The 24,314-nt window shown below is 69.0% G+C and carries 23 protein-coding genes; 9 read left to right on the top strand and 14 right to left on the bottom strand.

The window, feature by feature from the left end; all coding sequences use genetic code 11:
• Positions 1-30: 30 nt before the first annotated feature.
• Both ABEA39_RS02465 and ABEA39_RS02460 read right to left on the bottom strand, forming a co-directional pair.
• Positions 31-969 (bottom strand): carbohydrate ABC transporter permease, encoded by a 939-nt coding sequence (locus tag ABEA39_RS02465; protein ID WP_425556893.1) that lies wholly within the window; start codon positions 967-969, stop codon positions 31-33.
• Entirely contained in the window at positions 966-1,904 is a 939-nt protein-coding gene (locus ABEA39_RS02460) for a carbohydrate ABC transporter permease (RefSeq protein WP_425556892.1), read from the bottom strand. Before ABEA39_RS02460 ends, ABEA39_RS02465 begins: the two co-directional genes overlap by 4 nt.
• Positions 1,905-1,993: 89 nt before the next feature.
• Here ABEA39_RS02460 and ABEA39_RS02455 point away from each other — a divergent pair, with 89 nt between their 5' ends.
• Entirely contained in the window at positions 1,994-3,016 is a 1,023-nt protein-coding gene (locus tag ABEA39_RS02455; RefSeq protein ID WP_345372834.1) for a LacI family DNA-binding transcriptional regulator, read from the top strand.
• 28 nt (positions 3,017-3,044) lie between these two features.
• Here the strand turns inward: ABEA39_RS02455 and ABEA39_RS02450 are convergent, their stop codons facing one another.
• Entirely contained in the window at positions 3,045-3,806 is a 762-nt protein-coding gene (locus tag ABEA39_RS02450) for a hypothetical protein (RefSeq protein ID WP_345372831.1), read from the bottom strand.
• A 137-nt stretch (positions 3,807-3,943) separates the two neighbouring features.
• Here ABEA39_RS02450 and ABEA39_RS02445 point away from each other — a divergent pair, with 137 nt between their 5' ends.
• From ABEA39_RS02445 to ABEA39_RS02435, 3 genes are read left to right on the top strand one after another with little or no spacing between them, the layout of a single operon-like run.
• Positions 3,944-4,627 carry a response regulator transcription factor gene (locus tag ABEA39_RS02445; RefSeq protein ID WP_345372830.1) on the top strand — a complete coding sequence of 228 codons (684 nt, stop codon included), beginning with the start codon at positions 3,944-3,946 and terminating at the stop codon, positions 4,625-4,627.
• Positions 4,624-6,207 (top strand): sensor histidine kinase, encoded by a 1,584-nt coding sequence (locus ABEA39_RS02440; protein ID WP_345372827.1) that lies wholly within the window; start codon positions 4,624-4,626, stop codon positions 6,205-6,207. Before ABEA39_RS02445 ends, ABEA39_RS02440 begins: the two co-directional genes overlap by 4 nt.
• 52 nt (positions 6,208-6,259) lie before the next feature.
• Positions 6,260-6,430 carry a CsbD family protein gene (locus tag ABEA39_RS02435; protein WP_345372825.1) on the top strand — a complete coding sequence of 57 codons (171 nt, stop codon included), beginning with the start codon at positions 6,260-6,262 and terminating at the stop codon, positions 6,428-6,430.
• Positions 6,431-6,531: 101 nt separating this feature from the next.
• On the opposite strand, the gene ABEA39_RS02430 is transcribed toward ABEA39_RS02435, so the two are convergent.
• The gene (locus ABEA39_RS02430; RefSeq protein WP_345372824.1) at positions 6,532-7,566 is read right to left on the bottom strand and encodes a helix-turn-helix domain-containing protein; all 1,035 of its coding nucleotides are present in this window, start codon (positions 7,564-7,566) and stop codon (positions 6,532-6,534) included.
• A 259-nt stretch (positions 7,567-7,825) separates the two neighbouring features.
• Between ABEA39_RS02430 and ABEA39_RS02425 the strand changes: the two genes are divergently transcribed.
• Entirely contained in the window at positions 7,826-9,217 is a 1,392-nt protein-coding gene (locus ABEA39_RS02425) for a serine/threonine-protein kinase (protein ID WP_345372822.1), read from the top strand.
• 113 nt (positions 9,218-9,330) lie between these two features.
• Here ABEA39_RS02425 and cydC read toward each other — a convergent pair whose 3' ends face one another.
• From cydC to ABEA39_RS02380, 9 genes are all read right to left on the bottom strand, one after another.
• Positions 9,331-11,061: a thiol reductant ABC exporter subunit CydC gene (cydC, locus tag ABEA39_RS02420; protein WP_345372820.1), complete on the bottom strand. Its 1,731-nt coding sequence runs from the start codon at positions 11,059-11,061 to the stop codon at positions 9,331-9,333.
• Positions 11,058-12,770: a thiol reductant ABC exporter subunit CydD gene (cydD, locus tag ABEA39_RS02415; protein WP_345372818.1), complete on the bottom strand. Its 1,713-nt coding sequence runs from the start codon at positions 12,768-12,770 to the stop codon at positions 11,058-11,060. Before cydD ends, cydC begins: the two co-directional genes overlap by 4 nt.
• Positions 12,771-12,822: 52 nt before the next feature.
• On the bottom strand, positions 12,823-13,827 hold the full coding sequence (gene cydB / locus ABEA39_RS02410) for a cytochrome d ubiquinol oxidase subunit II (protein WP_345372816.1): 1,005 nt from the start codon (positions 13,825-13,827) through the stop codon (positions 12,823-12,825).
• On the bottom strand, positions 13,827-15,254 hold the full coding sequence (locus tag ABEA39_RS02405; RefSeq protein ID WP_345372814.1) for a cytochrome ubiquinol oxidase subunit I: 1,428 nt from the start codon (positions 15,252-15,254) through the stop codon (positions 13,827-13,829). The genes cydB and ABEA39_RS02405 overlap by 1 nt, the downstream gene beginning before the upstream one ends.
• A 251-nt stretch (positions 15,255-15,505) precedes the next feature.
• Positions 15,506-16,432 (bottom strand): ABC transporter substrate-binding protein, encoded by a 927-nt coding sequence (locus ABEA39_RS02400; RefSeq protein ID WP_345372812.1) that lies wholly within the window; start codon positions 16,430-16,432, stop codon positions 15,506-15,508.
• Positions 16,432-17,178 (bottom strand): ABC transporter permease, encoded by a 747-nt coding sequence (locus tag ABEA39_RS02395; RefSeq protein ID WP_345372810.1) that lies wholly within the window; start codon positions 17,176-17,178, stop codon positions 16,432-16,434. The genes ABEA39_RS02400 and ABEA39_RS02395 overlap by 1 nt, the downstream gene beginning before the upstream one ends.
• Positions 17,175-17,855 (bottom strand): ABC transporter permease, encoded by a 681-nt coding sequence (locus ABEA39_RS02390; RefSeq protein ID WP_345372808.1) that lies wholly within the window; start codon positions 17,853-17,855, stop codon positions 17,175-17,177. The genes ABEA39_RS02395 and ABEA39_RS02390 overlap by 4 nt, the downstream gene beginning before the upstream one ends.
• A complete protein-coding gene (locus ABEA39_RS02385) occupies positions 17,852-18,712 on the bottom strand; it encodes an ABC transporter ATP-binding protein (RefSeq protein ID WP_345372806.1) in 861 nt (286 codons plus the stop codon). The genes ABEA39_RS02390 and ABEA39_RS02385 overlap by 4 nt, the downstream gene beginning before the upstream one ends.
• A 145-nt stretch (positions 18,713-18,857) precedes the next feature.
• Positions 18,858-19,409, bottom strand: a complete 552-nt coding sequence (locus tag ABEA39_RS02380) for a TetR/AcrR family transcriptional regulator (protein ID WP_345372804.1) — start codon at positions 19,407-19,409, stop codon at positions 18,858-18,860.
• A gap of 199 nt (positions 19,410-19,608) precedes the next feature.
• Here ABEA39_RS02380 and ABEA39_RS02375 point away from each other — a divergent pair, with 199 nt between their 5' ends.
• From ABEA39_RS02375 to ABEA39_RS02360, 4 genes are all read left to right on the top strand, one after another.
• Positions 19,609-20,337: an SOS response-associated peptidase gene (locus ABEA39_RS02375; protein ID WP_345372802.1), complete on the top strand. Its 729-nt coding sequence runs from the start codon at positions 19,609-19,611 to the stop codon at positions 20,335-20,337.
• A 46-nt stretch (positions 20,338-20,383) separates the two neighbouring features.
• Positions 20,384-21,451 carry an App1 family protein gene (locus tag ABEA39_RS02370; RefSeq protein WP_345372800.1) on the top strand — a complete coding sequence of 356 codons (1,068 nt, stop codon included), beginning with the start codon at positions 20,384-20,386 and terminating at the stop codon, positions 21,449-21,451.
• Positions 21,452-21,513: 62 nt separating this feature from the next.
• Positions 21,514-21,864, top strand: coding sequence for a helix-turn-helix domain-containing protein (locus tag ABEA39_RS02365; protein ID WP_345372798.1), 351 nt, complete (start codon positions 21,514-21,516; stop codon positions 21,862-21,864).
• A gap of 1 nt (position 21,865) precedes the next feature.
• On the top strand, positions 21,866-23,149 hold the full coding sequence (locus tag ABEA39_RS02360) for a type II toxin-antitoxin system HipA family toxin (protein ID WP_345372796.1): 1,284 nt from the start codon (positions 21,866-21,868) through the stop codon (positions 23,147-23,149).
• Positions 23,150-23,250: 101 nt separating this feature from the next.
• On the opposite strand, the gene ABEA39_RS02355 is transcribed toward ABEA39_RS02360, so the two are convergent.
• Positions 23,251-24,207, bottom strand: a complete 957-nt coding sequence (locus ABEA39_RS02355; protein WP_345372794.1) for a hypothetical protein — start codon at positions 24,205-24,207, stop codon at positions 23,251-23,253.
• Positions 24,208-24,314: the final 107 nt, after the last annotated feature.

Here is a 24,314-nt window from a genome sequence, read left to right as displayed (position 1 = left end):
ACGCCCTGGTGGATCAGGAGGCGGGAGTGGTCACTCCTTGACGCCTCCGGCGCCGAGTCCCGACTGCCAATACCGCTGCAGGAGGAGGAAGACGACGACGATGGGGATGATCGTGAGCAGCGAACCGGTCACGACGAGGTTGTAGATCGGATGGGCGGCCACGCCGGAGGCTTGCTGACTCCACTGGTTGAGGCCGACCGTGAGCGGATACCAGCGGGGATCGCTGAGCATGATCAGGGGCAGGAAGTAGTTGTTCCAGACCGCCACGACGGAGAAGAGCAGGACGGTCACGATGCCGGGGGTGAGCAGCTTGACCGCGATCGTGAAGAAGATCCGGATCTCGGAGGCGCCGTCCATCCGGGCGGCCTCCAGGAGTTCGCTCGGGATCGCGTCGACCGCGTAGGTCCAGACGAGGTAGAGCCCGAAGGGGCTGACGAGCGAGGGCAGGATGATCGCCCAGGGGGTGTTCGTCAACCCGAGCTTCGAGAACAGCAGGAACGTCGGCACGGCGAGGGCGGTGCCCGGGATGGCGATGGAGCCGAGCACCACGGCGAACACGAGGCGGCGACCGATGAAGCGGAACTTGGCCAGGCCGTAGCCCGCGATGGTGGCGAGGAACGTCGCTCCCCCGGCGCCGACGACCACGTAGAGCAGCGTGTTGCCCAGCCACTGCAGGAAGATTCCGCCGTTGTAGGTGAACACGTCGCGCACGTTGGCGAAGAGGTCGAAGCCGCTGCCGAACCAGAGTCCGAACGTCGAGAGCAGATCGTCCTGCGACTTGGTCGAGTTCACGATCAGGTAGAAGAGCGGCGCGAACGAGTAGACGAGGAAGACGATCATGATCGCGGTCATCGGCAGGGACTTCTTCTCGCGGAGCCCGGAACCGCCGTCTTTCGGGGTGCGTCGACGCTTGGGGCGACCGACGGCCGGGTCTCCGACCGGGGCGACGGGGCGGGTGACGGTGGTCATCGGTTCTCCGATCGAGTGCCGCGCACCTGGACGACGTAGGCGATCACGGCGGTGATCACGCCCATGACGATCGCCACGGTGGCGGAGTAGTTGAACTGCTGGCCGGCGAACGAGAGGTTGTAGGCGTACATGTTCGGGGTGAAGAAGGTGCCGATCACGTTGGGAGCGAGCGACTTCAGGAGGTTCGGCTCGTTGAAGAGCTGGAAGCTGCCGATGATCGAGAAGATCGTGGCGATGACGATGGAGCCGCGGAGCGCCGGGATCTTGATGGACAGAATGGTTCGCAACGAACTGGCGCCGTCCAGCGCAGCCGCCTCGTAGAGATCCGTCGGCACCACACGGAGTGCGGCGAAGAAGATGATCATGTTGTAGCCGAGGAACTCCCACGTCACGATGTTCCCGATCGAGGTCAGGATCCACGACGGGGTGAAGGGCTGGAGGAGGTCGATTCCGATCGCACTGTTGAACGAACCGGTGAGTCCGAACTGCGGTCCGTAGATGAAGCCCCAGATGAGCGCCGCCACGACTCCCGGCACCGCGTACGGCAGGAAGATCGCGATCCGGAAGAACCCGGCAGCGTGGACCCTGGCGCTGTCGAGGGCGAGGGCCGCGATGAGAGCGAGCACCAGCATGACGGGCACCTGGATGACCAGGAACACCAGCACGCGCAGGAATCCGCTCCAGAACTTGCTGTCCTGGAGCAGCTGCGCGTAGTTCGCGAGTCCGACGAAGTGGTTGCCGCCGATGAGCTGATCGCGGAACAGGCTCAGGTAGAGCGCGTATCCGATGGGAACGATGAGCATGGCGATCAGGACGACCATGAACGGGCCGACGAAGAGCCAGCCGGTCATTCCGCCTCGGCTCTTCCGGCGCCGGCGGCCGGAGAGACCGACGGTGGGATCGGCCTTCACGCCGGGCAGTGCTCTGGAACTCATGAAACATCCTTGTCTCGACCGATGTTTACGTCAACATCTCGGAGTGGACAGTAGCATGGCAACGTCGCCATCGCCATATCGGGAGGAAAATGTCCGAAGAATCACCGGTCGCCGCCCGTCGGACGGTCTCGGCCTCCGACGTCGCCCGCGCCGCCGGCGTCTCGATGCAGACGGTCTCGCGAGTCGTCCGCGATCTCGACAACGTCCAACCCGCGACTCGCGACCGGGTCCGCGAGGCGATGACCTCTCTCGGCTACCGTCCGAATCGCGCCGCACGGGCCCTTCGCTCGGGGCGCTTCCGGACCATCGGCGTCATCATGTTCACCCTGTCGTCGTACGGCAACATGCGGACCCTTGACGCCATCGCCGAGGCCGCCTCGGCGCTCGACCACACCGTGACGCTCCTGCCCGTCCACCAACGGACCCGCGGCGGGGTGAGCACCGCCTTCACACGATTGTCCGAACAGGCCGTCGACGGCATCGTCATCGTCATCGAGGCGAATCTCGACGAGACCGAGATCGACCTGCCGACCGACGTGCCCATCGTCGTCCTCGACTCCAGTCGCGCCTCCGAACGTCCCGTCGTGGACACCGATCAGGCCCAGGGCGCCCGCTTGGCGACGCAGCATCTGCTCGATCTGGGTCACGAGACCGTCTGGCACGCAGCGGGCCCCGACAGCTCGTTCTCCGCCCGTCGTCGACAGGAGTCGTGGCGCGCCACCCTCGAGGCGGCCGGCCGCCCGGTGCCGCCGGTCTTCGAAGGCGATTGGACGACGTCCTCCGGCTATCGCATCGGCCTCGAGATCGTGAACCGGCCGGAGATCACCGCCGTCTTCGCCGCGAACGACCAGACCGCCCTGGGGATCCTCCGCGCCTGCCACGAGTTCGGCCGCCGCGTTCCGGAGGACCTGAGTGTGGTCGGCTTCGACGACATGCCCGAATCCGACTCGTTCTGGCCCCCGCTCACGACCGTCCATCAGTCGTTCGACGACGTCGGACGCCTCTCGATCGAGATCCTGATGGCCGAGATCGCGGGATCCAAGGGCGCGGCCTCGACGATCGTTCCCACCCGCCTCGTCGTGCGCGACAGCACAGCCGCACCCCGGGCATGACGCCGAGGCCGCGCACCCCGACCTCCGCCTAGGAGCTCGGCGTCGGGGTCGTCGTCGGCAGGGCGGGCCGAGCGCCGCCGTCGGTCGTCGCCGGCCCCTTTCCGGCCACGGGTGCCGTCGGCGCGTCCTTCCCGGTCGGCGGTGCCGGCGGGGTGGCACCCGGTTTCGGCGCGGTCGCCTCGGCGGCGGCACCCGCCTTCGGTCCTGCCGGTGCGGCCCCGGCCGCAGGCGCGCAGGCCGGCCCGGCGGCGTCGGCCCCCGCCGCTCCCTGGGCCTTGGGTGCATCCCCCGCCTTCGGTGTCGTGCCTGCTTTGGGAGCGGCCCCGGGCGTCGGCGCTCCCGATGCCGGAGCCGTGGGCGCGCCCGTGGCCGTGCCGGCCTTCGGTGTCGCCGTGCTGGTGCTGCCGGCCGCCACGCCGCTGCCGCCCGACGACGAGGCGCTGTTCTGGTACGTACCGCCTCCCGGTCCCCCGGTGAGCGCCGACGCCGCACCGACTCCGGCGCCGCCGAGGCACACGACGAGTGCCGCTACGCCGAGGACGACACGTGTTCTCGGCCTGCGACGCTGAGCGCGATCCTCGAGCGTCGGCGTCGGCGACCCCGCGGCCCAGAAGGCCGCTGCAGGATCCGCCCCCGCTGTCGGAAGTTCTCGAGTCGCGGCCTGGTCGTCGTTACCGCCCGGGGTTCCCGCGGTCGGCCGCTCGAATCCCGAGGTGGGTCGAGGGAATTCCTCGGTGGGTCGTTCGTCCTCGGAGCGCTCGCGGTCGCGCTCGTCGTTGTTCTTCGTCATGGTGACTCCTTCTCTGGACGGCCCCGTTCGGGCCCTTCCTCCACCGTCGAAGTCGAATCTGAAGCATTGCTTAAGCCCAGCTTCTGGGCAGCCTTTTCATAGGGGCAGAGCCGCCGGGCGGACGTAGGGTTCCCTCCATGCCCAACCCCGCTCGCATCCTGCTCGTCGACGACGACGAGACGATCCGCACGTCCGTGGCCACCTCCCTCACGGCGGAGGGCTTCTCCTGCCGGACGGCTTCGGACGGCTTCGCGCTGACGTCGCACCTGGCCGACTTCCTCCCCGACCTCGTCATCCTCGATTGGATGCTGCCGGGGCCGAGCGGCATCCAGCTTGCACAGACCGTGCGAACGGTCTCCGACGCCGCCGTCCTCATGCTCACGGCTCGCGACGAAGTCGACGACCGGCTGCGGGGCTTCTCCGAGGGCATCGACGACTACCTCGTCAAGCCGTTCGCCATGGCCGAGCTGATCGCCCGGAGCACCGCCGTTCTGCGCCGACGCGGGCGGGTGCCGTCGATCATCGAGGTCGGAGACCTCCTCGTCGACCAGAACGCCGGGATCGCACGCCGAGGCGGGGCCACCCTCGATCTGACGGCGACCGAGTTCCGGCTCCTGGAATTCCTGGCCTCGAGCCGCGGCCGGACGCTGTCCAAAGGCCAGATCCTCACGCAGGTCTGGGGCTACGACGACTACGACCCCAACCTCGTCGAGGTGCACCTGAGCTCGCTGCGCCGCAAGATGGAGGTCCAAGGCCCCCGCCTCATCCACACCATCCGAGGGCTCGGCTACCGGGTGGCCGTCGCCGAGGCGGCGCGATGAGGGCCCGCACCCGCTCGCTCGCCGGCCCCGTCGGGCTTCGCACCGGCTCCCTCCGGCTTCGCGCCGTCATCGCGGTCCTCCTTCTCCTCGTCGTTCTGCTGGGGGCCCTCGCCGTCGCCGTCGAGGCGACCCTGGGATCCCGGCTCCGCACGCAGATCGAGGATCGACTTCGAGACCGCGCTTCGGCCGCGACCGCCCTCGTGGGCACGGTCAGCTCGGACGACCTCGCGGAGCGTCTCTCGTTCCAGGGCCTCTCCGTCGTCATCCGCGACAAGAACGGCGACTCCGTGGTGGCGGGGCCGTCCCCGGCCCAACTGCGCGCCGGGCCCAAGGCGGGCGCGCCCCTGCCCGGGCCGAAACAGGACGGGTCGTCGGCCGGGGTGTCGAACACGCCGACGGCAGGTGCGGACACCTCGACACCCGCCACGGACGCCTCGACGGGCACCGTCTCGATCACCTCCTCCACCATCACCACGGACGATCAGATCGTCACCCTCGTCTCCCGGCTCGACGACGGATCGACGATCACGCTCACGGCAGACGCGTCGTCGGTCGGCCAGACGCTCGCCCAGCTGCGGTGGGTGATGCTCGGGGCATCCACCGGCTTTCTGATCATCGCCGCAGTGGGCCTCGTCGTGGTCATGCGGGTATCGCTCCGACCCCTCGACCGGATGTCGGCCGTCGCCCGGTCCATCGCCGCCGGCGACCGAGGGCGCCGCTTGACCCCGGCCAGACCGCGCACGGAGATCGGTCGGGTCGCGGCTGCCTTCGACGAGATGCTCGATGCGATCGAGGGTGCGGAGCGCAAGGCCGTGGAGGCCGAGGCGCGGGTGCGGTCCTTCGTCTCCGACGCCGCTCACGAGATGCGGACGCCCGTGGCCGGCATGCGGGCCGCCGCGGACACGCTCGTGCGGGCTCCCGTCGATCCGGCCGAACGCGAACGCCTCGCCTTCCACGTCGCCCGGGAGGCGGGGCGGGCGTCGCGGCTCATCGACGACATGCTGATGATGGCCCGGGTCGACCGAGGAATCGAACTCGCCCTCACGCGCGTCGACCTCCGGACGGTCGTGACGGGCGAGGCCGATCGCCAACGGCTCCGTCGGCCCGCTCTCGATCTCCGGGCCGAGGTTCCCGACGCCGAGGTGTGGATCGAGGCGGACGCCGACCGCCTCGCGCAGGTGCTCGGAAACCTCGTCGACAACGCCATCCGGGCGACTCGCGGAACGGGGCGCATCACGCTCGCTCTCGAGCGCCGTCCGGGCGACGCCGTCGCCGTGCTCGTCACCGACGACGGCCCCGGTGTTCCCGAAGCCGACCGCGAGCGGATCTTCGACCGCCTCGTGCGGCTGGACCCGAGCCGCGATCGAGACACCGGGGGCGCCGGTCTCGGTCTCCCGATCGCTCGAGGCATCGCCCGCGCCCATGGCGGCGAGGTGCGGTGTGTCGCGACGTCGACGGGCGCGGCGTTCGAGATCGAACTGAAAGGCGTCGAGGGGGATGCCCGGGCCGACCTCCGCGAAGCCCCGCAACCCTCGCGATCCTGGCAAATCGCCCGGAGGCTGACGACGCCGCATCGGTAGGTTCTACCCGGAAGCCAACAGGCCTCCACCCACTCTCGAAAAGGAGCATGTCATGGGACTCGACGACAAGATCAAGAACGCCGCACAGGACATCGCTGGCAAGGCCAAAGAGGTCATCGGCGACCACAAGGGCGACGACGACCTCAAGGCCGAAGGCCAGAAGGACCAGACCGCCGCTTCGGCGAAGAAGGTCGGCGAAGACGTCAAGGACGTCTTCAAGTAGATCGACTGTTCTCCGAACAGAGCGACACCGTCAAGCGCGGGCGTGACCACGAGGTCCCGCCCGCGTTCGTGCGTCAGTGGGCCAGCGTCAGCGGGACAGCGTCAGCGGGACAGCGTGACGCGGGGATACTCGTCGAAGCGCTCCGTGTAGGCCGCGGCGAACCGGCCGAGGTGCCCGAAGCCCCACCGGCGGGCGACGTCGGCGACGAGAACGGACCCCGGGTCCGACGACAGGAGATCCTGTCGCACGCGGTCGAGCCGCACGTTCCGCAGGTACGCGGTCGGGCTGGATCCGAGGTGCTCGCTCATGAGCAGCTGCAGCGTTCGGGTGTGGAGCCCGGCGGCGGCGGCGATGTCGGCCGTGGTGATCGGCTGGTCGGCGTTCGCGTGCACGTATTCGGCCGCCTGCCGCAGCTTGCGCGTGCGTTCGGTGCGGAGGGCGTCCGGCACGTCGACGGCTCGCCAGGGGAAGAGGTCGAGCAGCGATCGCACGAGCGAGACCTGCGCCGCGTGGCGGGCCAGGGCAGGCGTCGACTCCCCCACGACGAGAGGTGTGACCGCCCCGAGTGTCTCGCGCCAGGCGGCCAGATCCTGAGGCGTGGGGATGGCCGAGTAGTCGAAGACGATCCGTTGCGACGGGCCGGCGTGCCGTTCGGTGGCGACGTCCTCGAGGAACGTCGCCTCGATGTGGACGATGCCGTGCCGGTGCGGGGTCATTGCGAACGCGAACGACGTCTCGGTCGGCGTCAAGAAAGGGCGGGACTCGACGCTGGTCAGCTGCCCCACGGGGTAGTCGATCGTGACGGAACCCATCCGGAACCACGACATCACATAGTCCTTCGACCAGGGGATGACTCCCTGCAGATGGCCGAGGAACGACCCGGTCTCGAGACTCAGGCGGGCGTCACCGGCACCGGCGAAGCGGAACGCGAACGGTTCACTCGTCTCCCGAGCACGGAACTGCCGACCGCTGTAGATGTTCTCGAGGAAGTCGCGGGAATCGTCGACGCTTTCGCTGCTGTACTCGACGCGTTCGAACGGCAGCGGCTCGTCGGCCGGGCGGATTGTGGCGGCCCCGCCGGGTGCGACCGTCGAGCCGGTCGCGACCGTCGCGTCGGTCGCGTAGGTGCTGGTCATGGACATCTCCTGATCCTCTCGCGCCGCGCGGCCCGCGGTGGTGAGACGCACGGCCGAACGGCTTCGAAATCGGCGATCGGCGATGCGTCCTGTTCCGGACGACGTGGAAGGCCCTGAAGACAGGGTTCCACACCCGAACCGCCCTCGTCGTCACCCCAAAAGGCGGGTCCGGCGGACGACGCGACGAATTCCATTCGCTGGAGCGCCCGAAACCCGCCCCTCGCAGAACCGATAGGGTCGGAGGCACCTTGGAGGCGACGTGGAACAGGATTCACCCGCGGATGCCGCGCGTCTCTTCGCCGGCCGATACGTTCTGGGCGAGGTCATCGGCACCGGCGGCATGTCGACCGTGTACCGCGCACGGGATCAGGTGCTCGGCCGTCCCGTGGCGATCAAGATCCTCGGCGGGCAGTCGAGCGATCCGGCTCTGCTCAGGCGGGAGAAGAACGAGGTCGCGCTCCTCGCATCCCTCGGACACCACTCGCTCGTGACTCTCTACGACGCCGACGTCGCCGTTCTCGGCACCGAGGAGCGCAGCTTCCTCGCGATGGAACTGGTCGACGGCCCCACTCTCGACGCGCGCATCCGGACGGGCCCCGTGGCTCTCACCGACATGAACCGGATGCTGCTCGACCTCGCTGAGGCTCTGCACGTCGTGCACGCGGCCGGCGTCATCCACCGGGACATCAAGCCCGGCAACATCCTGCTCGCCCCCAACCCGCTGCCGGACCGCGAATTCTCCGCCAAACTGGCCGACTTCGGGATCGCGTCCCTGGTGGATTCCACTCGCATCACCGCCACGGGAACAGTGGTCGGGACAGCCGCCTATCTGTCGCCGGAGCAGGCTCTCGGCCACCGCGTGGGTCCGCCGACGGACATCTACTCGCTCGGGCTGGTGCTGCTCGAGGCGATCACCGGACAGCGCGAGTTCTCCGGCACGCTCATCGAGTCGTTGAGTGCCCGCATGAATCGCGACCCGGTCGTCCCCGGCACCCTCGGCTACGAGTGGAAGTCCCTTCTCACGGCGATGACCGCCCGCGACCCCGAGGCCCGGCCCACCGCCGAGCAGTTGCTCGTCCGCGCCGAGGCCCTCGGTGCCACGTCGACCGCGCCGGGCACGGCACAGCTCACGACGCCGCTGCCCGCGCCGCAGAGCTCCGTCGCCTCTGCGGAGGATGCTCCGACCGTCCTTCTCACGCCGTCCGCCGACGAGAACGCCGCCACGCGCCTGCTCCCCTCGACCGCGGTCACCGCGGAGGAACGCGCCGACCCTCCTCGGCGTCAACGGAAGGGCCTGTTCATCGTCATCGGCATCGTGGTCGTCGTGCTCCTCCTGGCCGCGATCCTGGCCATCGCCGGAACGTTCCGCTCGAACGGTCCCGCAGTCACGCCGGATCCGTCGACGAGTTCGTCCTCCCCCGAGCCCGCAGAGTCGTCGACCCCGTCACGGTCCACACCCACGAGCACGCCGACCGTCACCACCCCCTCCCCCTCCGAGACTCCCCTGCCGAGCGCCACCGCGCCCCCGACGCCGACGACCACGCCTGTCGTACCGACCACCCCTGTCGTACCGACGACCCCACCGCTGCCGGGTGCCGGAAAGGGAAACGGCAACGGCAACGGCAACGGCAACGGCAACGGCAAGAAGTAGCCCGGGCGAAACCCCGCTTCGGCACGAGTCGCCCCGTTTCACGTGAGTCGCCCCGGCATGCCAGGGCGACTTACGTGAAACGGGGCGACATGCCCGGCGGACACGCGCCGACCTCAGGCCGACAAGGCAACCGCACTGTCCGCCACGACCCGCCCGTCGTCCAGTACGAGCCGCCGCGTCACGAACTCCTCCGGCACCGGCACGTGGGAGATCAGCAGCACGGTCGTGCCGGCCTCGGCGGCGGTCCGCAGCAGATCGGTCAGCAGCGCGTCGGCCACCTCCGAGTCGACTCCGGCGGCCGGCTCGTCGAGCACGAGCACCGGGAAGCCTCGCAGGAGAGCCCGGGCCAGCGAGATCCGCTGGGCCTGCCCGCCCGAGACCAGGGCGCCGCGCTCGCCGAGGGGAACGCGCAGTCCACCCCGGGCAGCGAGCCACTCCCCCAGGCCGACCCGTTCGAGGACTGCGGTGAGCTCGTCGTCGGTGGCGGTGTCGCGGGCGAAGAGCAGGTTCTGGCGAACATCCTCGTCGAAGAGATACGGCGTCTGCTCGATCAGACCCACGGTCGCCCGGACGTCCGCCCCGTCGAGCGACCGGGTGTCGAGCCCGCCGAGCGTGTACGACCCGGTGTGCTCCAGGAACCGCACGAGCACCGAGGCCAGAGTCGACTTGCCCGCACCGCTCGGCCCTTCGAGCACGACGCGTTCGCCGACCCGCAGTGTCAGAGACACCGGCCCGAGGGCGGGATGCACGGCTCCCGGCCACGAGGCCCCGACGTCGTCGAGCCGAAGTGCCACGCCGCCGACGCCGGGCAGCGCCACCGGCGAGACGGCGGCCTCGGGCGACCCCGCCGAAGACACCTCGTCCACCACGACCTCCGCCGGCACCACGGCCGGCGCCGCCGAATCCACCCGCTCGCCGCTCGCCTTGACGCGACGCCACGCCAACACGGCGACGGGCACGTTCCCGACGACCTCGAACACCGCCAGCGGCACCAGGATCACCAGCGCGAGGTACGGGCCGCTGAGCGCGAAGCCGAGGGGATGCGCGTGCCCGAGCGTCGGCGCCGTGAACCAGGCGACGGCCAGCACGGTGAAGCCGCTCACGAACGTGATGATCGCTGCCACGAGGCCCGAGGTGGAGGCGGTGCGGAGCGACGCGCGCCGCAGATCGTCGTCGAGCTGCCGGACGCGGGCGAGCTGGGCGTCCACCGCGTCGAAGGCGACGAGCACGTCGAGGTTCTGGATCGTGTCGAGGACCGCGGCACCCAGGTCGCCCCGCCGCTCGGCGAGGCTCTTCTCCGAGCGCGAGGCGAGCCCGTTGGCCAGCAGGATCGTGACGGCGAAGGCCACCACGAGCGCGACGAGCAGCACGAGGCCGGCGATCGGCGAGATCACGAGCACTCCCACGACGGCGACGATCGACGTCAGCGCGGAGATGGCGAGCGGCTGCACGACCCTCAGTGGGAGGTCCTGCAGGTCGTCGACGTCGCTGACCACGCGGGTCAGCAGGTCGCCGCGCGAGGTCCGGGCGAGGCCCGCGGGTGCGATCCGGACGAGACGCTCGTAGAGCTTCGTGCGGACCACCGCGAGCTGCCGGAACGCGGCGTCGTGGCTGGTGAGGCGCTCCAGGTAGCGGAAGAACGCGCGCGACAGGGCCAAGGCCCGGACGGCCACGATCGCGACGGAGAGGAACAGGATGGGCGGCTGCGCACCGGCATAGGTGATGAGGTAGGCCGAGAACGCGAGCAGGGCCACGCCGGAGAGGGCGCTGAGGGCACCGGTCGCCATCCCCCGCCACGATCGGGCGATCGGGGGCTGGGCGGTGCGGAGGAGCGAGTCGGTCATGCGTGCACCTCGTGGGTCTCGGAAACGCTGCGGCTGCCGGAGGCGCTCAGGGCGCGACCCCCGAGGTCGATCACCCGATCCGCCGCCTCGGCGACAGCGGGCCGGTGGGTCACGACGACCACGGCGACGCCCGTCTCGGCCACCCGTCGGAGCCCGGCGACGAGCACCTTCTCTGTCGCGAGGTCGAGGGCGGAGCTGGGCTCGTCGATCAGGAGCAGCCGAACGGGGTGTCGCCGGAGGCGGTACAGCGCCCGGGCCAGGGCGACCCGCTGGGCCTGCCCGCCCGAGAGTCCGTCGCCGGCCGCGCCGAGGACGGTTCCGGGGTCGATCTCGCGACCGCCCGCCGTGCCGAGGGCTTCGATCACGGCCTCGACGTCGACGTCGTCGCCCAGCGCGACGTTCGAGGCGACGGATCCCGAGAGGAGCCCCGGGTTCTGCCCCGACCACGCCGTCTCGGAGTGGACGGGTCGCTCCCCGGTCGACCGCCAGCGCATCGTGCCCTCGGCCGGCACCGTGCCCAGCAGTGCGCCGAGCAGCGTCGACTTGCCGATGCCGCTGGGGCCGGTGATCGCGGTCACCCGCCCGGTGGCGATGTCCAGGTCGACGGGGGCCAGACTGATGGTGTCGCCGAAGGCGACGGTGACTCCTCGGAGTTCGAGCACGTCCGGCTCGCCCGGTCGAAGGGCCGAGGCAGAGGGCGCGGGATGCACGGAACGACCTCGAAGGAGGGCTCGGGCATCCTCGTCCCCGCCCTCCCCGGCACCCTCGTCGAGCACCTCGAAGACGTCGTCGGCTGCCCCGACCCCGTCTGCCGCGGCGTGGAAGTGCGCTCCCACCTGGCGGAGCGGCAGGTACACCTCCGGAGCCAGCAGCAGCAGGAACAGCCCCACCTCGAGCCCGAGACTGCCGGCCACGAGACGCACGCCGATCGTGACGGCGACGATGGCGACGGACAGCGACGCGGCCATCTCGAGCGCGAAACCGGAGAGGAACGAGACCTGGAGCACCTTCATGGTCTCGGTGCGGTACTCGTCGGTGATGGTGCCGATCCGTCGGACCTGCCGGCGCTCCCGACCGAAGGCCTTGAGGGTCGAGAGGCCGTTCACGGCATCGAGGAAGGAGGAGGCGAGGCTCGCCAGGCGATCCCACTGGCGGGCCTGGGCTGAGCGCGTGGTCCAGCCGATCAGGATCATGAAGACCGGGATGACCGGGAGGGTGCAGAGCACGATGATGCCCGACAGCAGGTCTTGCGAGAACATCACGATCACGAGCAGCGGTGTCGCCAGCGCGGTGAGGATCAGCTGCGGCAGGTACTTCGCGAAGTAGTCGTCGAGGGCGTCGAGACCCGGACCCACGAGCGTGGCGAGCCGGCCGGAGTTGCGGGTGGCGAGCCAGGCGTGGCCGCGGGCGACGACGGTCTCGACCACACGCCTCCGCAGCTGGCTCTTGACCCGGGCCGCGGTGCGAGCCGCGACGGCCTCGAGAGCCCAGCCGACCAGCGAGCGGAGCACGACCGTGATCGCGAGGCCGACGAGGTAGCCGGCGAGCTCCGACGCGCGATGGTCGACGATCACGACGACCGACCGCGACACGAAGAAGGCGAATGCGACGGTGAGAGCCGTCTGCACGACTCCGAGACCCGCGCCCAGGGCGAGGAAGCTCCGCACAGCGGAGGCGTAGCGCAGAAGGCGCGGGTCGAGGGGTTTCATGCGATGACGGCTCTCGGTGGTCGGTGTCGGACGCTCGCGGAGGGTGCCGGGCTCAGTGCGAGGCGGCGGTGACGAGCGAGCGCGTCACGCGTTTGCGGAAGATCCAGTACGTGAACCCCTGGTAGGCGAGGATCAGCGGCACGAAGATCAGGGCGATCCAGCTCATGACCTCGAGCGTGTAGTGCGAGCTCGACGCGTTGGCGATGGTCATCGTGTGGGCCGGGTCGTTCGTCGCGACCAGCACGTTCGGGAACAGTGTGGCGAACAGGCTGACGATCACCAGGGCGATCGTCGCGGCCATGAAGCCGAACGCCCATCCCTCGCGGCCCCGGAGGTTCTGCACGAACGCGATGATCAAGGCGACCACCGCGGCCGCGGACAGGATGATCGAGACCATCGTGCCGTGCTGAATGCTCGTGACGATCAGGAAGACCAGACCCACCACGGCGGCCACCACGCCCGCCCGAGTAGCCAGCTTGCGGGCCCGGACCCGGATCTCGCCGTCGGTCTTGAGCGAGACGAAGATCACGCCGTGCACGAAGAAGAGCAGGAGGGTCGCGAGACCGCCGAGGATGGCGTACCAGTTGAACAGGTCGCCCAGCGAGCCGGTGTAGTTGAAGCCCTTGTCGAGAGCCAGGCCGTGGACGATGTTGGCGAACACGACGCCCCAGAGGAAGGCCGGGACGACGCTCCCGATGAAGATCATCCGGTCGAAGTTGCGCTTCCACTTGTGGTCGGGGCGCTGGTGACGGTACTCGAACGAGACGCCGCGGAGGATGAGGGCCAACAGGATCATCAACATGATCAGGTAGAACCCGCTGAAGATCGTGGCGTACCACTCGGGGAACGAAGCGAAGAGGCAGGCTCCCGCGACGATCACCCAGGTCTCGTTGAGGTCCCAGACCGGGCCGATGGTGTTGATCAGGACCCGGCGGTCGGTGTCGTCCTTCGAGAGGAACGGAAGGGACATGCCGACGCCGAAGTCGAAGCCGTCGAGCACGAAGTAGCCGGTGAAGAACAGGCCGATGAGGCAGAACCAGAGATCGGGGAGGAACATCAGTACACCGTCGCTTCGTGGAGCATCTTGCCCGTGACGACGTCGATCTTGGTCGGCGCCTCCGGACCCGCGTGAGCGGCCTTGAGGATGAGGCGGAACTCGACCACCGCGAGGGTGGCGTAGATCGCCGTGAAGGCGATCAGCGAGATCAGGACCTCGACGCCGGTCGTGTTGGGCGACACCCCGTCACTCGTCTTCAGGAGGCCGAACACCAACCAGGGCTGGCGGCCCATCTCGGTGAAGATCCAGCCGATGACCATCGAGGCCAGGGGCAGCGGGAAGCTCCAGACGGCGGCACGCCAGATCCACTTGTTCTTCGGCATGCGGCCCTTGCGGGTGACGAACAGGCCTACGAACGAGATGAGGATGGCGACGATTCCGAGGCCCATCATCCAGCGGAAGGACCAGTACGTGATCCAGATGATCGGCGAGTAGTTGCCCGGGCCGTAGGCGGCCTTGTACTGCGCCTGGAGGTTGTCGATGCCCTCGACCGTTCCGTCGAACGTGTGGGTCGAGAGGAACGAGAGCAGATACGGCACCCGGATGCTGAACAGCTCGTTGGAGCCGTTCGGCGTGCCCAGGGTGAAGATCGAAAACGACGCGTTGAAGCCGGTGCTCGTGTGATAAAGCGCCTCGGCCGAGGCCATCTTCATGGGGTTGGTCTCGACCATGGCGAGGCCCAGCTGGTCACCCGTGAGGACGGTCAGAGCGCCGGAAGCGATCATCATCCAGAGGCCGAAGCGGAGGGCGGGACGCATCGTGTCGAGGTTCTGACCGCGCGAGATGTGCCAGCAGGCGACGGCGACGATGACGGCGGCCGAGACCATGAAGCACGCGAAGAGCGTGTGCGGGAACGCGGCGAGGGCGACCTTGTTGGTCAGCACCTCCCAGATGCTCGTCAGCTCGGCCCGGCCCTTGGCCTTGTCGATCGTGTAGCCGACGGGGTGCTGCATGAAGGAGTTCGCCGCGATGATGAAGTAGGCCGAGAGGATGCTGCCCACCGTGGCGCCCCAGATGGACGTCAGGTGCAGACCCTTGGGCACGCGATCCCACCCGAAGATCCAGACGCCGAGGAAGGTGGCTTCGAGGAAGAACGCCAGCAGACCCTCGAGGGCCAGCGGGGCACCGAAGACGTCGCCGACGAAGCGGGAGTAGTTGGACCAGTTCATGCCGAACTGGAACTCCTGGACGATGCCGGTGACCACGCCCATCGCGAAGTTGATCAGGAAGATCTTCCCGAAGAACTTCGCCAGTTGGAGGTAGTGCGCACGGCCGGTGCGGTACCACGCGGTCTGGAAGACGGCGACGGTGAAGCCCATACCGATCGTCAGCGGAACGAACAGGAAGTGGTAGATGGTCGTCAGACCGAACTGCCACCGCGACAGGATGAGAGGCGAAAGGATCTCATCGGCAAGGAGGGGGTGCAAGGTGCCTCTTCTACGGACAGAGGTGGTGGGGGTCGCTCCATCGAGACTCTCGGGACAGTCAAAAGCGTACGTTCGCGATCCGACCCGAACGGGCCGTGGAACCTGCGAAAACGCTGATCAACCCGGTGATAGCTCGGCGTCGAGAGAAGTGGGACCCCGTTCCGTGCACAGACGTGCAAAAAGGGTGGTCGCCCGGAGCCTCTATCCGGGCGACCACCCTCTCAGGAGCAGCCTCTAAAACAGGTGTCGTTTTACTTGACGATCCCTGCATCCTTCAGGAAGGCTTTGGCGATGACCGCCGCGGACTTCTTGTCGTTGACGCTCTCCGCGTTCGCCGCGATGAGCTTCGACTGCGTGAGCGCGGCGTTCACCTTCTCGATGATGCCGGCGGCCTTCGAGTTCACCTTGCTGTCGGCGACGGGGATGATGTTCTGCGGCAGGATCATGTTCTTCGGGTCTTTGAGGGACACGAAGTCGTTCGCCTTAATCGACGGGTCGGCCGAGTAGATGTCCGCGAGCTGCACGGTTCCGTCCTTCAGCGCGGCGACCGTGAGCGGTCCGCCCGAGTCGGCGATCGCCTTGAGGCTGGCCGTCACGCCGTAGTCGCTCTTGAGACCGGGGATGCCGTAGGGGCGGGTCTGGAACTCGGCGTTGGCGCCCACCGTCAGCGGGTCGGTGACCTTCGACAGGTCGGACAGGCTCGTCACCTTGTACTTGTCGGAGAACGCCTTGGTGACCGTATAGGTGTCCTGGTCGGTCGCGGCGGACGACGCGAGGACGCGGAGACCCTTCGGGAGGACCGAGGGCAGAGCCTTCTCGATGTCGGCCTCGGAGGTCGCCGTCGTGTTGGCGTCGTAGAACTGCAACAGGTTGCCGGAGTAGTCGGGGATCAGGTCGATCTCGCCCGAGGCGAGCTCGGGGAGGTAGACGCTGCGCTGGCCGATGTTGAACTTGCGGTCGACCTTGAAGCCGCCGTTCTCGAGCGCCTGGGCGTAGGCCTCGGCGACGATCGTGTTCGAGTAGTACGCCTGCGAGCCGATCGCGATGGTGCCGGCACTCGCCGTACCCGTCGATCCCGACTTGAGCGGGTCGCTGGACGAGCACCCTGCCAGGGCCACCATGGCCCCGATCGCGACCACGCCCATGACGGCGAGCCGGCCTTTCTTCGCTGTGAACATCACTTGTTACCTTCCTGGAGGGGGGATCCCACTACCGCGCGCGAACGGGTCGCTCCCGCGCGGGTGCTCGTCGAACGCCCGGCGCGGACACCGGCGGGGACGACGAGACGCTGAACGATCGAGAAGACGATCTCCAGCACGATGGCCAGGACGATGACGAGGACGGACCCCGCCAGCGCCTGGGAGAAGTCGTTGTTGCCGAGGCCGAGGAAGATGTAGGTTCCGAGGCCTCCCGCACCGATGTAGGCCGCGAGGGTGGCGGTCGCGACGATCTGCAGCGTGGCCGAGCGCAGGCCGCCGATCAGCAGCGGCAGCCCGAGGGGGATCTCGACCTTCGTGACGATCTGCCACTCGGTCATGCCCACGGCTCGCGCGGCGTCGATGGTTCGGCGGTCGACCGACTCGAAGCCCGAGTAGGCACCCGCCAGCACCGACGGGATCGCCAGCACGACGAACGAGATGATCGGAGCGCCGATGCCGATGCCGATCAGCAGGGCCAGCAGCGTCAGGACGCCCAGGGTCGGCAGCGCCCGTGCGCCTCCCGACACCGACACGGCGATGGTGCGGCCCCGACCGGTGTGTCCGATGTAGAACCCCAGCGGGATCGCGATGATCGCCGTGATCACCAGCGACAGCAGCGTGTACCAGAGCTGTTCGCCGATGCGGACCGGGATCGGGTTGATCGACGTGGAGGCCCAGTTGGCCCCGTCGAAGAGGAACGCGACCGTCTGCGAGAAGTAGTTCACGAGGCGAGCACCACCTTGCGGAGAGCGCGGCTGCTCGGCTCGCGGGTGGCCCGGGTCCAGGGCATGAGCGCCCGCCCCAGCAGCACGAGGAGTCCGTCGAGCACGAGGGCGAGGACCACGACGAGCACGATGCCCGACACGATCTCGGAGATGATCGAGCGCTGGAGGCCGTCGGTGAAGGCGAGGCCGAGGCCGGGGATGCCGAGCACACCGCCCACGGTCACGAGGCTGACCGTGCTCACGACGACGACCCGGAGTCCGGCGAGCAGCACGGGGCCGGCGAGCGGGAACTCGACCTGCCAGAAGCGGGTCCAGCCGGAGAACCCGACCGCCGTGGCCGACTGCCGCACGTCGGGGTCCACCGCGTCGAGGGCGTCGGCCGTCGACCGCACCATCAGGGCCATGCCGTACAGGGTGAGGGCGACGATCACGTTCACGGGGCTCGACAGCGAGGTGCCGATGATGAGCGGCAGGGCGATCAGCAGCGGCAACGAGGGGATCGCGTACAGCAGGCCCGCCACGGTCAGCAGGACGGCGCGAGACCAGCGGTACCGGTTCGCGACCCACCCGATCGGGATGCTCAGCACGAAACTGAGGACGATCGGCGGGATGCTCAGCTCCAGGTGCGAGAGGAGCTCGGAGAGCAGCTGACCGCTGTTCTCGAGGACCCAGTTCACCGGCCTTCTCCGTCGGCTCCCCCGCGGGACGCCACCGTGCGGATCGAGCCGGTCAGGGTTCCGGCGGGACGCCCGTCGTCGTCCACGACGATCGAGCCGGTCGCCGTCTCCTCGATGTGCAGGGCCCGCTTGCCGCGGTTCGCGCCGATGAAGTTCGCGACGAAGTCGTCGGCCGGGTTCGACAGGATCTCGGACGGCGTTCCGACCTGGGCGATGTGGCCGCCCTTCTTCAGGATCACGACCTGGTGACCCAGGTAGAAGGCCTCGTCGATGTCGTGCGTGACGAACACGACGGTCTTGTCGAGGTCGCGCTGCAGGCGGATCAGCTCCTCCTGCAGATCGGAGCGCACCAGCGGGTCGACGGCACCGAACGGCTCGTCCATGAGCAGGATGTTCGGGTCGACGGCGAGGCCGCGGGCGACACCCACGCGCTGCTGCTGGCCCCCCGAGAGCTGGCTCGGGTACCGGTCGGCGAATGCCCGATCGAGGCCGACGGTGTCCATCAGACGCAGAGCTTCGGCCCGGGCATCCTTCTTCTTGACGCCTTTGAGCATCGGCACGGTCGCGATGTTGTCGACGACCTTGCGGTGCGGCAGCAGACCGGAGTTCTGCATCACGTAGCCGATGCTGCGACGGAGCTTGACGGGTTCGAGACCGCCGATCTCGTCGCCGTCGATCGTGATCGTTCCCGACGTCGGGTCGACCATGCGGTTGATCATGCGGAGGATCGTGGTCTTGCCGCACCCGCTCGAGCCGACGAAGACCGTCGTCTTGCGGGACGGGATCATGAGGCTGAAGTCTTCGACGGCACGGGTTCCGTCGGGGTACTGCTTGGTCACCGAGCTGAACTCGATCATGTAGGTGGCTCATTCCTCGCGGGCAACGCGAATCGACACTTGCCAAGAGCGTCTAGCGAACCACAATTCATGACCGGGTGTTACCCCGACGGGCACCGTTTCGTCATGCGACGACACGAAGCCCCGGGACCGTGGGATGCCCGGCTCAGGCCGACGGGCCCGTCACGGATTCGAGGTGGCGCTTCGCGATCACGCGGCACTGCTCGATGTAGCGCGTGTCGCCCTCCGGCACCGTCAGGAACGCTCGCGAGATCAGAGCACTGCCGATCTCGGTGACGATCTCGACGGCGAACTCGAACTCGGTCGTCCGGCCGATCTCGAAGCGCTCGACGAGGAAGTCGGCGATCTGGGCGGCCAGCGGGAGCCGGCCGTCGCCGCCGGCCCGCTCGGCGGTGTCGAAGTCGCCGAAGGTGACGGCGCGGAACCCCGGCTCGTTGCGGTACATCTCGACCTTCGAGTCGATCAGGACGTCGACGGCCCCGCGCCAGTCGGTGACCCCGTCGGACTCGACGGTCGCGGCGACCCGCTCGACGAGCCGCTGCACGCATCGGATCGCGAGGGCCTCGACCACGGCGATGCGGTCGGGGAAGTAGCGGTAGACGGTGCCGATGGAGGCCCCGGCCTTCTCCGCGACCATGGCGGTCGTCAGACGCTCGTAGCCGATGTCGTCGATGATGACGGCTGCTGCATCGAGCAAGCCCGTGAGCCGCGCGGAGCTGCGCGCCTGGACGGGTTCGTTCCGAAGCAGGGATGATCCCCCTGGTAGTGCTGTTCCCCCCGAGAATGGTTCGTTGGTCTCGGTGACGAGCAATGGATCTCCTTCGTGCGGTGCGTGCGATGCGACAGGGCGGGCCCCCTGGCCCGGCAGTGTCCGATGTTCCTGACATGATCGAATCATGTGCGGAAGATTCGTGATGTCCCGGGCCTCGAGCGACCTGGTGGCCTTGTTCGACGTCGACGTGACGGGCGACAGTCTCCCATCCCCTTCCTGGAATATCGCCCCTACGCAGCCGGTGAGTCTGCTGGTCGACGCGGCGCCCCGGGGCGACGACGCCGGCGGGCCTCCGGTGCGGCGTCTCGCGTCGGCCCGCTGGGGCCTCATCCCGTCCTGGTCGGACGACCCCAAGGCCGGCGCGCAGGCGTTCAACGCCCGTGTCGAGACCGCTGCCGAGAAACCCTCCTTCCGCGACGCCGTGGTGTCGCGCCGGGCGATCGTCCCCGCCAACGGCTACTACGAGTGGGTGACCGGGGCGGACGGCGTCAAGGCCCCCGTCTTCGTCCACCTCCCCGACGACGAGCTGTTCCTGTTCGCTGCGCTCTACGAGTGGTGGCGGAACCCGGCCTCGGCGCCCGACGACCCGACGCGGTGGGTGCTCTCCACGAGCATCCTCACCCGCCCTTCGTCCGGTCCCCTCGGTGCCGTGCACGAACGCATGCCCGTGTTCGTCGGCGCCGACATCATGGACGACTGGCTGGATCCCGAGACGGAGGGCGACGACGACCTGCTCCAGGGGGTCGCGGGCGAGGCCGACTCCCACGCGGCCAGGGCCCTCGTCCGCCGGGTCGGGGCAGCAGTCGGATCGGTCTCGTTGAACGGGCCCGAGCTCCTGGCCGAGGCCCGTTGAGCTCGTCGACGGGGCGGGTCGGGGCGGGCGTGCCACAATGATCCCCATGCTCGGTTCCCGCAAGGCGTCCGTCGAGGCCCGTGTCGAGCCGATGCTCCATCGCGCGGCGCGGGTCGAAGACACGATCCACGCCTTCCGCGAGAAGAACGCTCGTCGGCGCGGCCTCATCCCGACCATCGTCCCCTACGCCGGCTACGGCGGTCACGACGCGGGCGGCGGCTGGATCCGCGTCCTCTGCCGCGTGCTCCTGACCAAAGAGGGCGAACGCCGCTCCGACGGCCACACCCACGTGCGCGGCTGGCGCAGCTTCACCAGCGTGCCCATCGACGCGGTCGTGGTCGAGGTGGTCGTCGACGGGGTCGTCTATCCGGTCGAGGCCGATCGAGGCGGGGTCGTCGACGCTCGAGTCGAGGTCGATCTGCAGCCGGGCTGGCACACGGTGCGGCTCCGCACGGTCGGATCCCTCGAGGTCGAGGCTCCGATCTTCGTCATCGATCCGCGCGTGAAGTTCGGCCTCATCTCCGACATCGACGACACCGTCATGGTGACGGCGCTCCCTCGGCCGCTCCTGGCGGCGTGGAACACCTTCGTCCTCGACGAGCACGCACGTCGGCCTGTGCCCGGCATGGCCGTGCTGTACGAGCGACTCCGGGCGACCCACGAGGGCTTCCCGGTGATCTACCTGTCGACCGGGGCCTGGAACGTGGCTCCCACGCTCTCGCGCTTCCTCACCCGCAACTTCTACCCGCCCGGGCCGCTGCTGCTCACCGACTGGGGGCCGACCCACGACCGGTGGTTCCGAAGCGGGCGTCAGCACAAGGAGGAGTCGCTCGCTCGGCTCGCCAGGGAGTTCCCGGAGATGAAGTGGCTGCTCGTCGGCGACGACGGGCAGCACGACGAGGAGCTCTACGGCGCGTTCCTCCAGAAGCACCCGGACAACGTCGCCGCGGTCGCCATTCGGCAGCTGTCGTCGAGCGAGGCGGTCTTCGCCGGCGGTCGGTCTCGCGGCGAGGAGCACGAGCGCACCACTCGCGTGCCGTGGATCTACGCCTACGACGGTGCCGGGCTCTGGGAGCAACTCGTGCACAAGGGTTTGGTCGAGCCACTCAACTAATTTGACTCCAAAAGTTGGAATTGCAACTCTTGTAGCCATTGTTTCCTAGTAGAGTTGCAATCATGACTTTTGGAAGCGTGTCTTTTGGCACTGAAAGAGCCGCCGGTTCCGGAGACTCCACCGACGACTGGGAGGCGCGGCTCGGTGAGCAGGTGCGCACCCTGCGACTCGATGCCGGTCTCGACCAGGTGAGTTGTGCATCCCTCGCCGATGTCGGTCTGAGCTCTCTCAAGAACCTCGAGAACGGGCGCGGCACCTCCCTCCGCACCCTGGTCAAGGTCCTGCGGGCGCTGAACGCGGTCGACTGGCTCGAGACCCTGGCACCGAGCCCGACGATCAGTCCGCTCGACGTGCTGCGGCGAGCGCCCGCGACTCCTCGCCGCCGCGTCTACCGTCCCCGAGCCGAGAGCTGACATGCCGTACACCCCCGTCTCCGCCGTCGAGGTCACCGCCTGGGGCGCCCGGGTGGGCGCTGTGGCTCCCGACCCGCGCCTCGGCGCCTACGTGTTCGAGTACTACCCGGACTGGGTGGCGCGCGGCGTCGAGCTCGCGCCGGTGCATCTGCCGATCGCGAGGCGGCGGCACGTGTTCCCAGCCTTGCCGGAGGCGACGTTCCATCGGTTGCCGGCGCTTCTGGCCGATGCGCTGCCCGACGACTTCGGCAACGCGATCATCGATGCGTGGCTGGCGCGGCAGGGCATCCGGCAGAGCGAGGTGACTCCGCTCGATCGGTTGGCGTACATGTCGAACCGGGCGATGGGGGCGTTGGAGTTCCGGCCGTCGCGGGGTCCGCGGCAGCGGGTGGCGAGCGCGGTCGAGATGAGTGATCTCGTGGAGGGGGCGCGGAGTGTGCTCGACGAGCGGTTCGCGGGCGATCGTGAGACGGAGGCGGCGATCCAGAGCCTGATCCAGGTGGGCACGTCGGCGGGCGGGGCGCGGGCGAAGGCGGTCATCGCGTGGAATCCGTCGACGGGCGAGATCCGGTCGGGGCAGTTGCCGGCCGACGAGGGGTTCGAGTTCTGGCTGTTGAAGCTCGACGGGGTGGGGCGCGACTCGGAGCTGGGATCGGGCGGCGAGTACGGGCGCGTCGAGTACGCCTACTCGTTGATGGCTCGGGCCGCGGGGCTCGAGATGACGGAGTGCCGGCTGCTGGAGGAGAACGGGCGGGCCCATTTCATGACGAAGCGGTACGACCGCTCTCCGAGCGGCAAGATCCACGCCCTCACTCTCTGCGGGCTGACCCACCTCGACTTCCGGCAGCGGCAGACGCACGACTACAGCCAGTACTTCGAGGCGCTCGCCGCCCTGGGGCTGGGGCCTTCGGCGCGCGAACAGGCGTTCCGCCGCATGGTCTTCAACGTGGTGGCGGCGAACTGCGACGACCACACGAAGAACTTCAGCTTCCTGCTGCCGGGGCTCGATTCGGGGTGGGAGTTGGCGCCGGCGTACGACGTGACGTTCGCGTACAACCCGTCGGGGCAGTGGACCTATCAGCACCTGATGGGTGTCGACGGCGCGTTCCGCGACATCACGCGGGCCGACGTGATGCGGGTGGCCGATCGGCACCGGGTGCCGCGGGCCCACGCCGTCGTCGACGAGGTGCTGGAGGCCGTGGCCGGGTGGCGGGGGTTCGCGGCGGCGGCGGGTGTCGCGCCGGCGTCTGCGGCGCGCATGGAGGACGCGCTCCCGCGCTGGTAGCCGGGCTCCTGCTGCTTCTGCCTGCCGCCCCCTCTCCTGCCGCCGCCCCCTTCTCCCGCCGCCCCTCCGAAGAACGCGCGATTTCACGGAGAACACGCCGTTTAACTCGCGCGCTTTCCGTGAAATCGCGCGCTCTCGAGCGGCACGCCCGCGTCGCGCAGCAGCCGCACCAGGCGGCCCGGCACCCGGAGGTCGGCCCAGGTCCACCGCACGAAGGCGCGCACCTCCGGGTGTCGGCGCAGCCAGTCCTCGCGGAGCTTCTCCTGCACGACCACCTCCTCGGGCGGCAGCCCCGACCACCGGCCGGAGTCGCGGTACTTGGTCATCCCGTCGAACTCCCCCACGGCGCCGACCTCCTCGAAGAAGGCGTCGACCTCGGCGCTCTGCCCCTGCGGGCCCTCGAAGCGCTTCTGGAGCACGGGCGCGACGAGACCGCCCTCGTGCATGAGCACGCGGCTGAGCGACTCCCCCGGCCGATTCGCCCGGGCGTCGGCGAACTCGATGGCCTTCGACGCCTTCTTCCGGGCGTGGTCGCTCGGCAGGTCGGCGAGCACGCGATGGAGGTCGTCTTTCGTGAAGAGCCCCGAGCGCAGTCCGTGGTCGAGAGCGGTGACGGCCTGCCGGAAAGGAGCGGAGAGGGCCAGGTCGACCGCGGTGCGGACCGGGGAGGTCACGAGCACCCCATGGGCCTCCAGTACCTGTTCCAGCGGCACGGACCCTCGATGCTGCGACACGTAGCGGCTCTTCCGAGAACGCTCGAGCGAGGAGTCGATCACGTGGGCGACGTCCGGCCAGGGGCCGAGCCGCGGGAACCCCCAGAGCGCCGCGGCCGAGGCGTGCGACAGGACCACGGGTCCGCGGAGCCGCGAGTGGGCGGCGAGGCTCAGCATCGCGTACCGCTCGCGCGCGTCGAACCGCTCCCAGTGCTTTCGGCGGACGTAGCGCCCGGCGACGACCCGCACCAGGTCTCCGCGCAGGCAGGCGCGACGCAGGTGCTCGTCGTCGAAGACGGTGTCGACGAGCAGCGTGGGATGCGGGGCGAGGGCTTCTCCGTGCATCCCACGACCCTGCCGTCTCGGCGAGCGCGACAGCGGGCCGACGCCGCGACCTGGGGAGAGAACCGTCAGGGGGATGCTCTGGGGAGGAGTGTCGGAGGTGCGACGTA

Source organism: Frondihabitans cladoniiphilus (assembly GCF_039544345.1).
In the GTDB taxonomy this organism is placed as follows: Bacteria; Actinomycetota; Actinomycetes; order Actinomycetales; family Microbacteriaceae; genus Frondihabitans; species Frondihabitans cladoniiphilus.
Note: the sequence above shows the minus strand (reverse complement) of the source record. Positions and strands in the feature narration are given on the sequence as shown.

Bases quoted from the DNA above. Each gene is read 5' to 3' on its own strand.
- cydB (WP_345372816.1), bottom strand. From the start codon at position 13,827: ATGTTCCTCCCCGATCTCTGGTTCTGCCTCATCGGCCTGTTCTTCACC.
- cydD (WP_345372818.1), bottom strand. From the start codon at position 12,770: ATGAAACCCCTCGACCCGCGCCTTCTGCGCTACGCCTCCGCTGTGCGG.
- ABEA39_RS02455 (WP_345372834.1), top strand. From the start codon at position 1,994: ATGTCCGAAGAATCACCGGTCGCCGCCCGTCGGACGGTCTCGGCCTCC.
- ABEA39_RS02445 (WP_345372830.1), top strand. From the start codon at position 3,944: ATGCCCAACCCCGCTCGCATCCTGCTCGTCGACGACGACGAGACGATC.
- ABEA39_RS02430 (WP_345372824.1), bottom strand. From the start codon at position 7,566: ATGACCAGCACCTACGCGACCGACGCGACGGTCGCGACCGGCTCGACG.
- ABEA39_RS02440 (WP_345372827.1), top strand. From the start codon at position 4,624: ATGAGGGCCCGCACCCGCTCGCTCGCCGGCCCCGTCGGGCTTCGCACC.
- ABEA39_RS02385 (WP_345372806.1), bottom strand. From the start codon at position 18,712: ATGATCGAGTTCAGCTCGGTGACCAAGCAGTACCCCGACGGAACCCGT.
- cydC (WP_345372820.1), bottom strand. From the start codon at position 11,061: ATGACCGACTCGCTCCTCCGCACCGCCCAGCCCCCGATCGCCCGATCG.
- ABEA39_RS02460 (WP_425556892.1), bottom strand. From the start codon at position 1,904: ATGAGTTCCAGAGCACTGCCCGGCGTGAAGGCCGATCCCACCGTCGGT.
- ABEA39_RS02435 (WP_345372825.1), top strand. From the start codon at position 6,260: ATGGGACTCGACGACAAGATCAAGAACGCCGCACAGGACATCGCTGGC.
- ABEA39_RS02375 (WP_345372802.1), top strand. From the start codon at position 19,609: ATGTGCGGAAGATTCGTGATGTCCCGGGCCTCGAGCGACCTGGTGGCC.
- ABEA39_RS02360 (WP_345372796.1), top strand. From the start codon at position 21,866: ATGCCGTACACCCCCGTCTCCGCCGTCGAGGTCACCGCCTGGGGCGCC.
- ABEA39_RS02365 (WP_345372798.1), top strand. From the start codon at position 21,514: ATGACTTTTGGAAGCGTGTCTTTTGGCACTGAAAGAGCCGCCGGTTCC.
- ABEA39_RS02400 (WP_345372812.1), bottom strand. From the start codon at position 16,432: ATGTTCACAGCGAAGAAAGGCCGGCTCGCCGTCATGGGCGTGGTCGCG.
- ABEA39_RS02370 (WP_345372800.1), top strand. From the start codon at position 20,384: ATGCTCGGTTCCCGCAAGGCGTCCGTCGAGGCCCGTGTCGAGCCGATG.
- ABEA39_RS02465 (WP_425556893.1), bottom strand. From the start codon at position 969: ATGACCACCGTCACCCGCCCCGTCGCCCCGGTCGGAGACCCGGCCGTC.
- ABEA39_RS02450 (WP_345372831.1), bottom strand. From the start codon at position 3,806: ATGACGAAGAACAACGACGAGCGCGACCGCGAGCGCTCCGAGGACGAA.
- ABEA39_RS02355 (WP_345372794.1), bottom strand. From the start codon at position 24,207: ATGCACGGAGAAGCCCTCGCCCCGCATCCCACGCTGCTCGTCGACACC.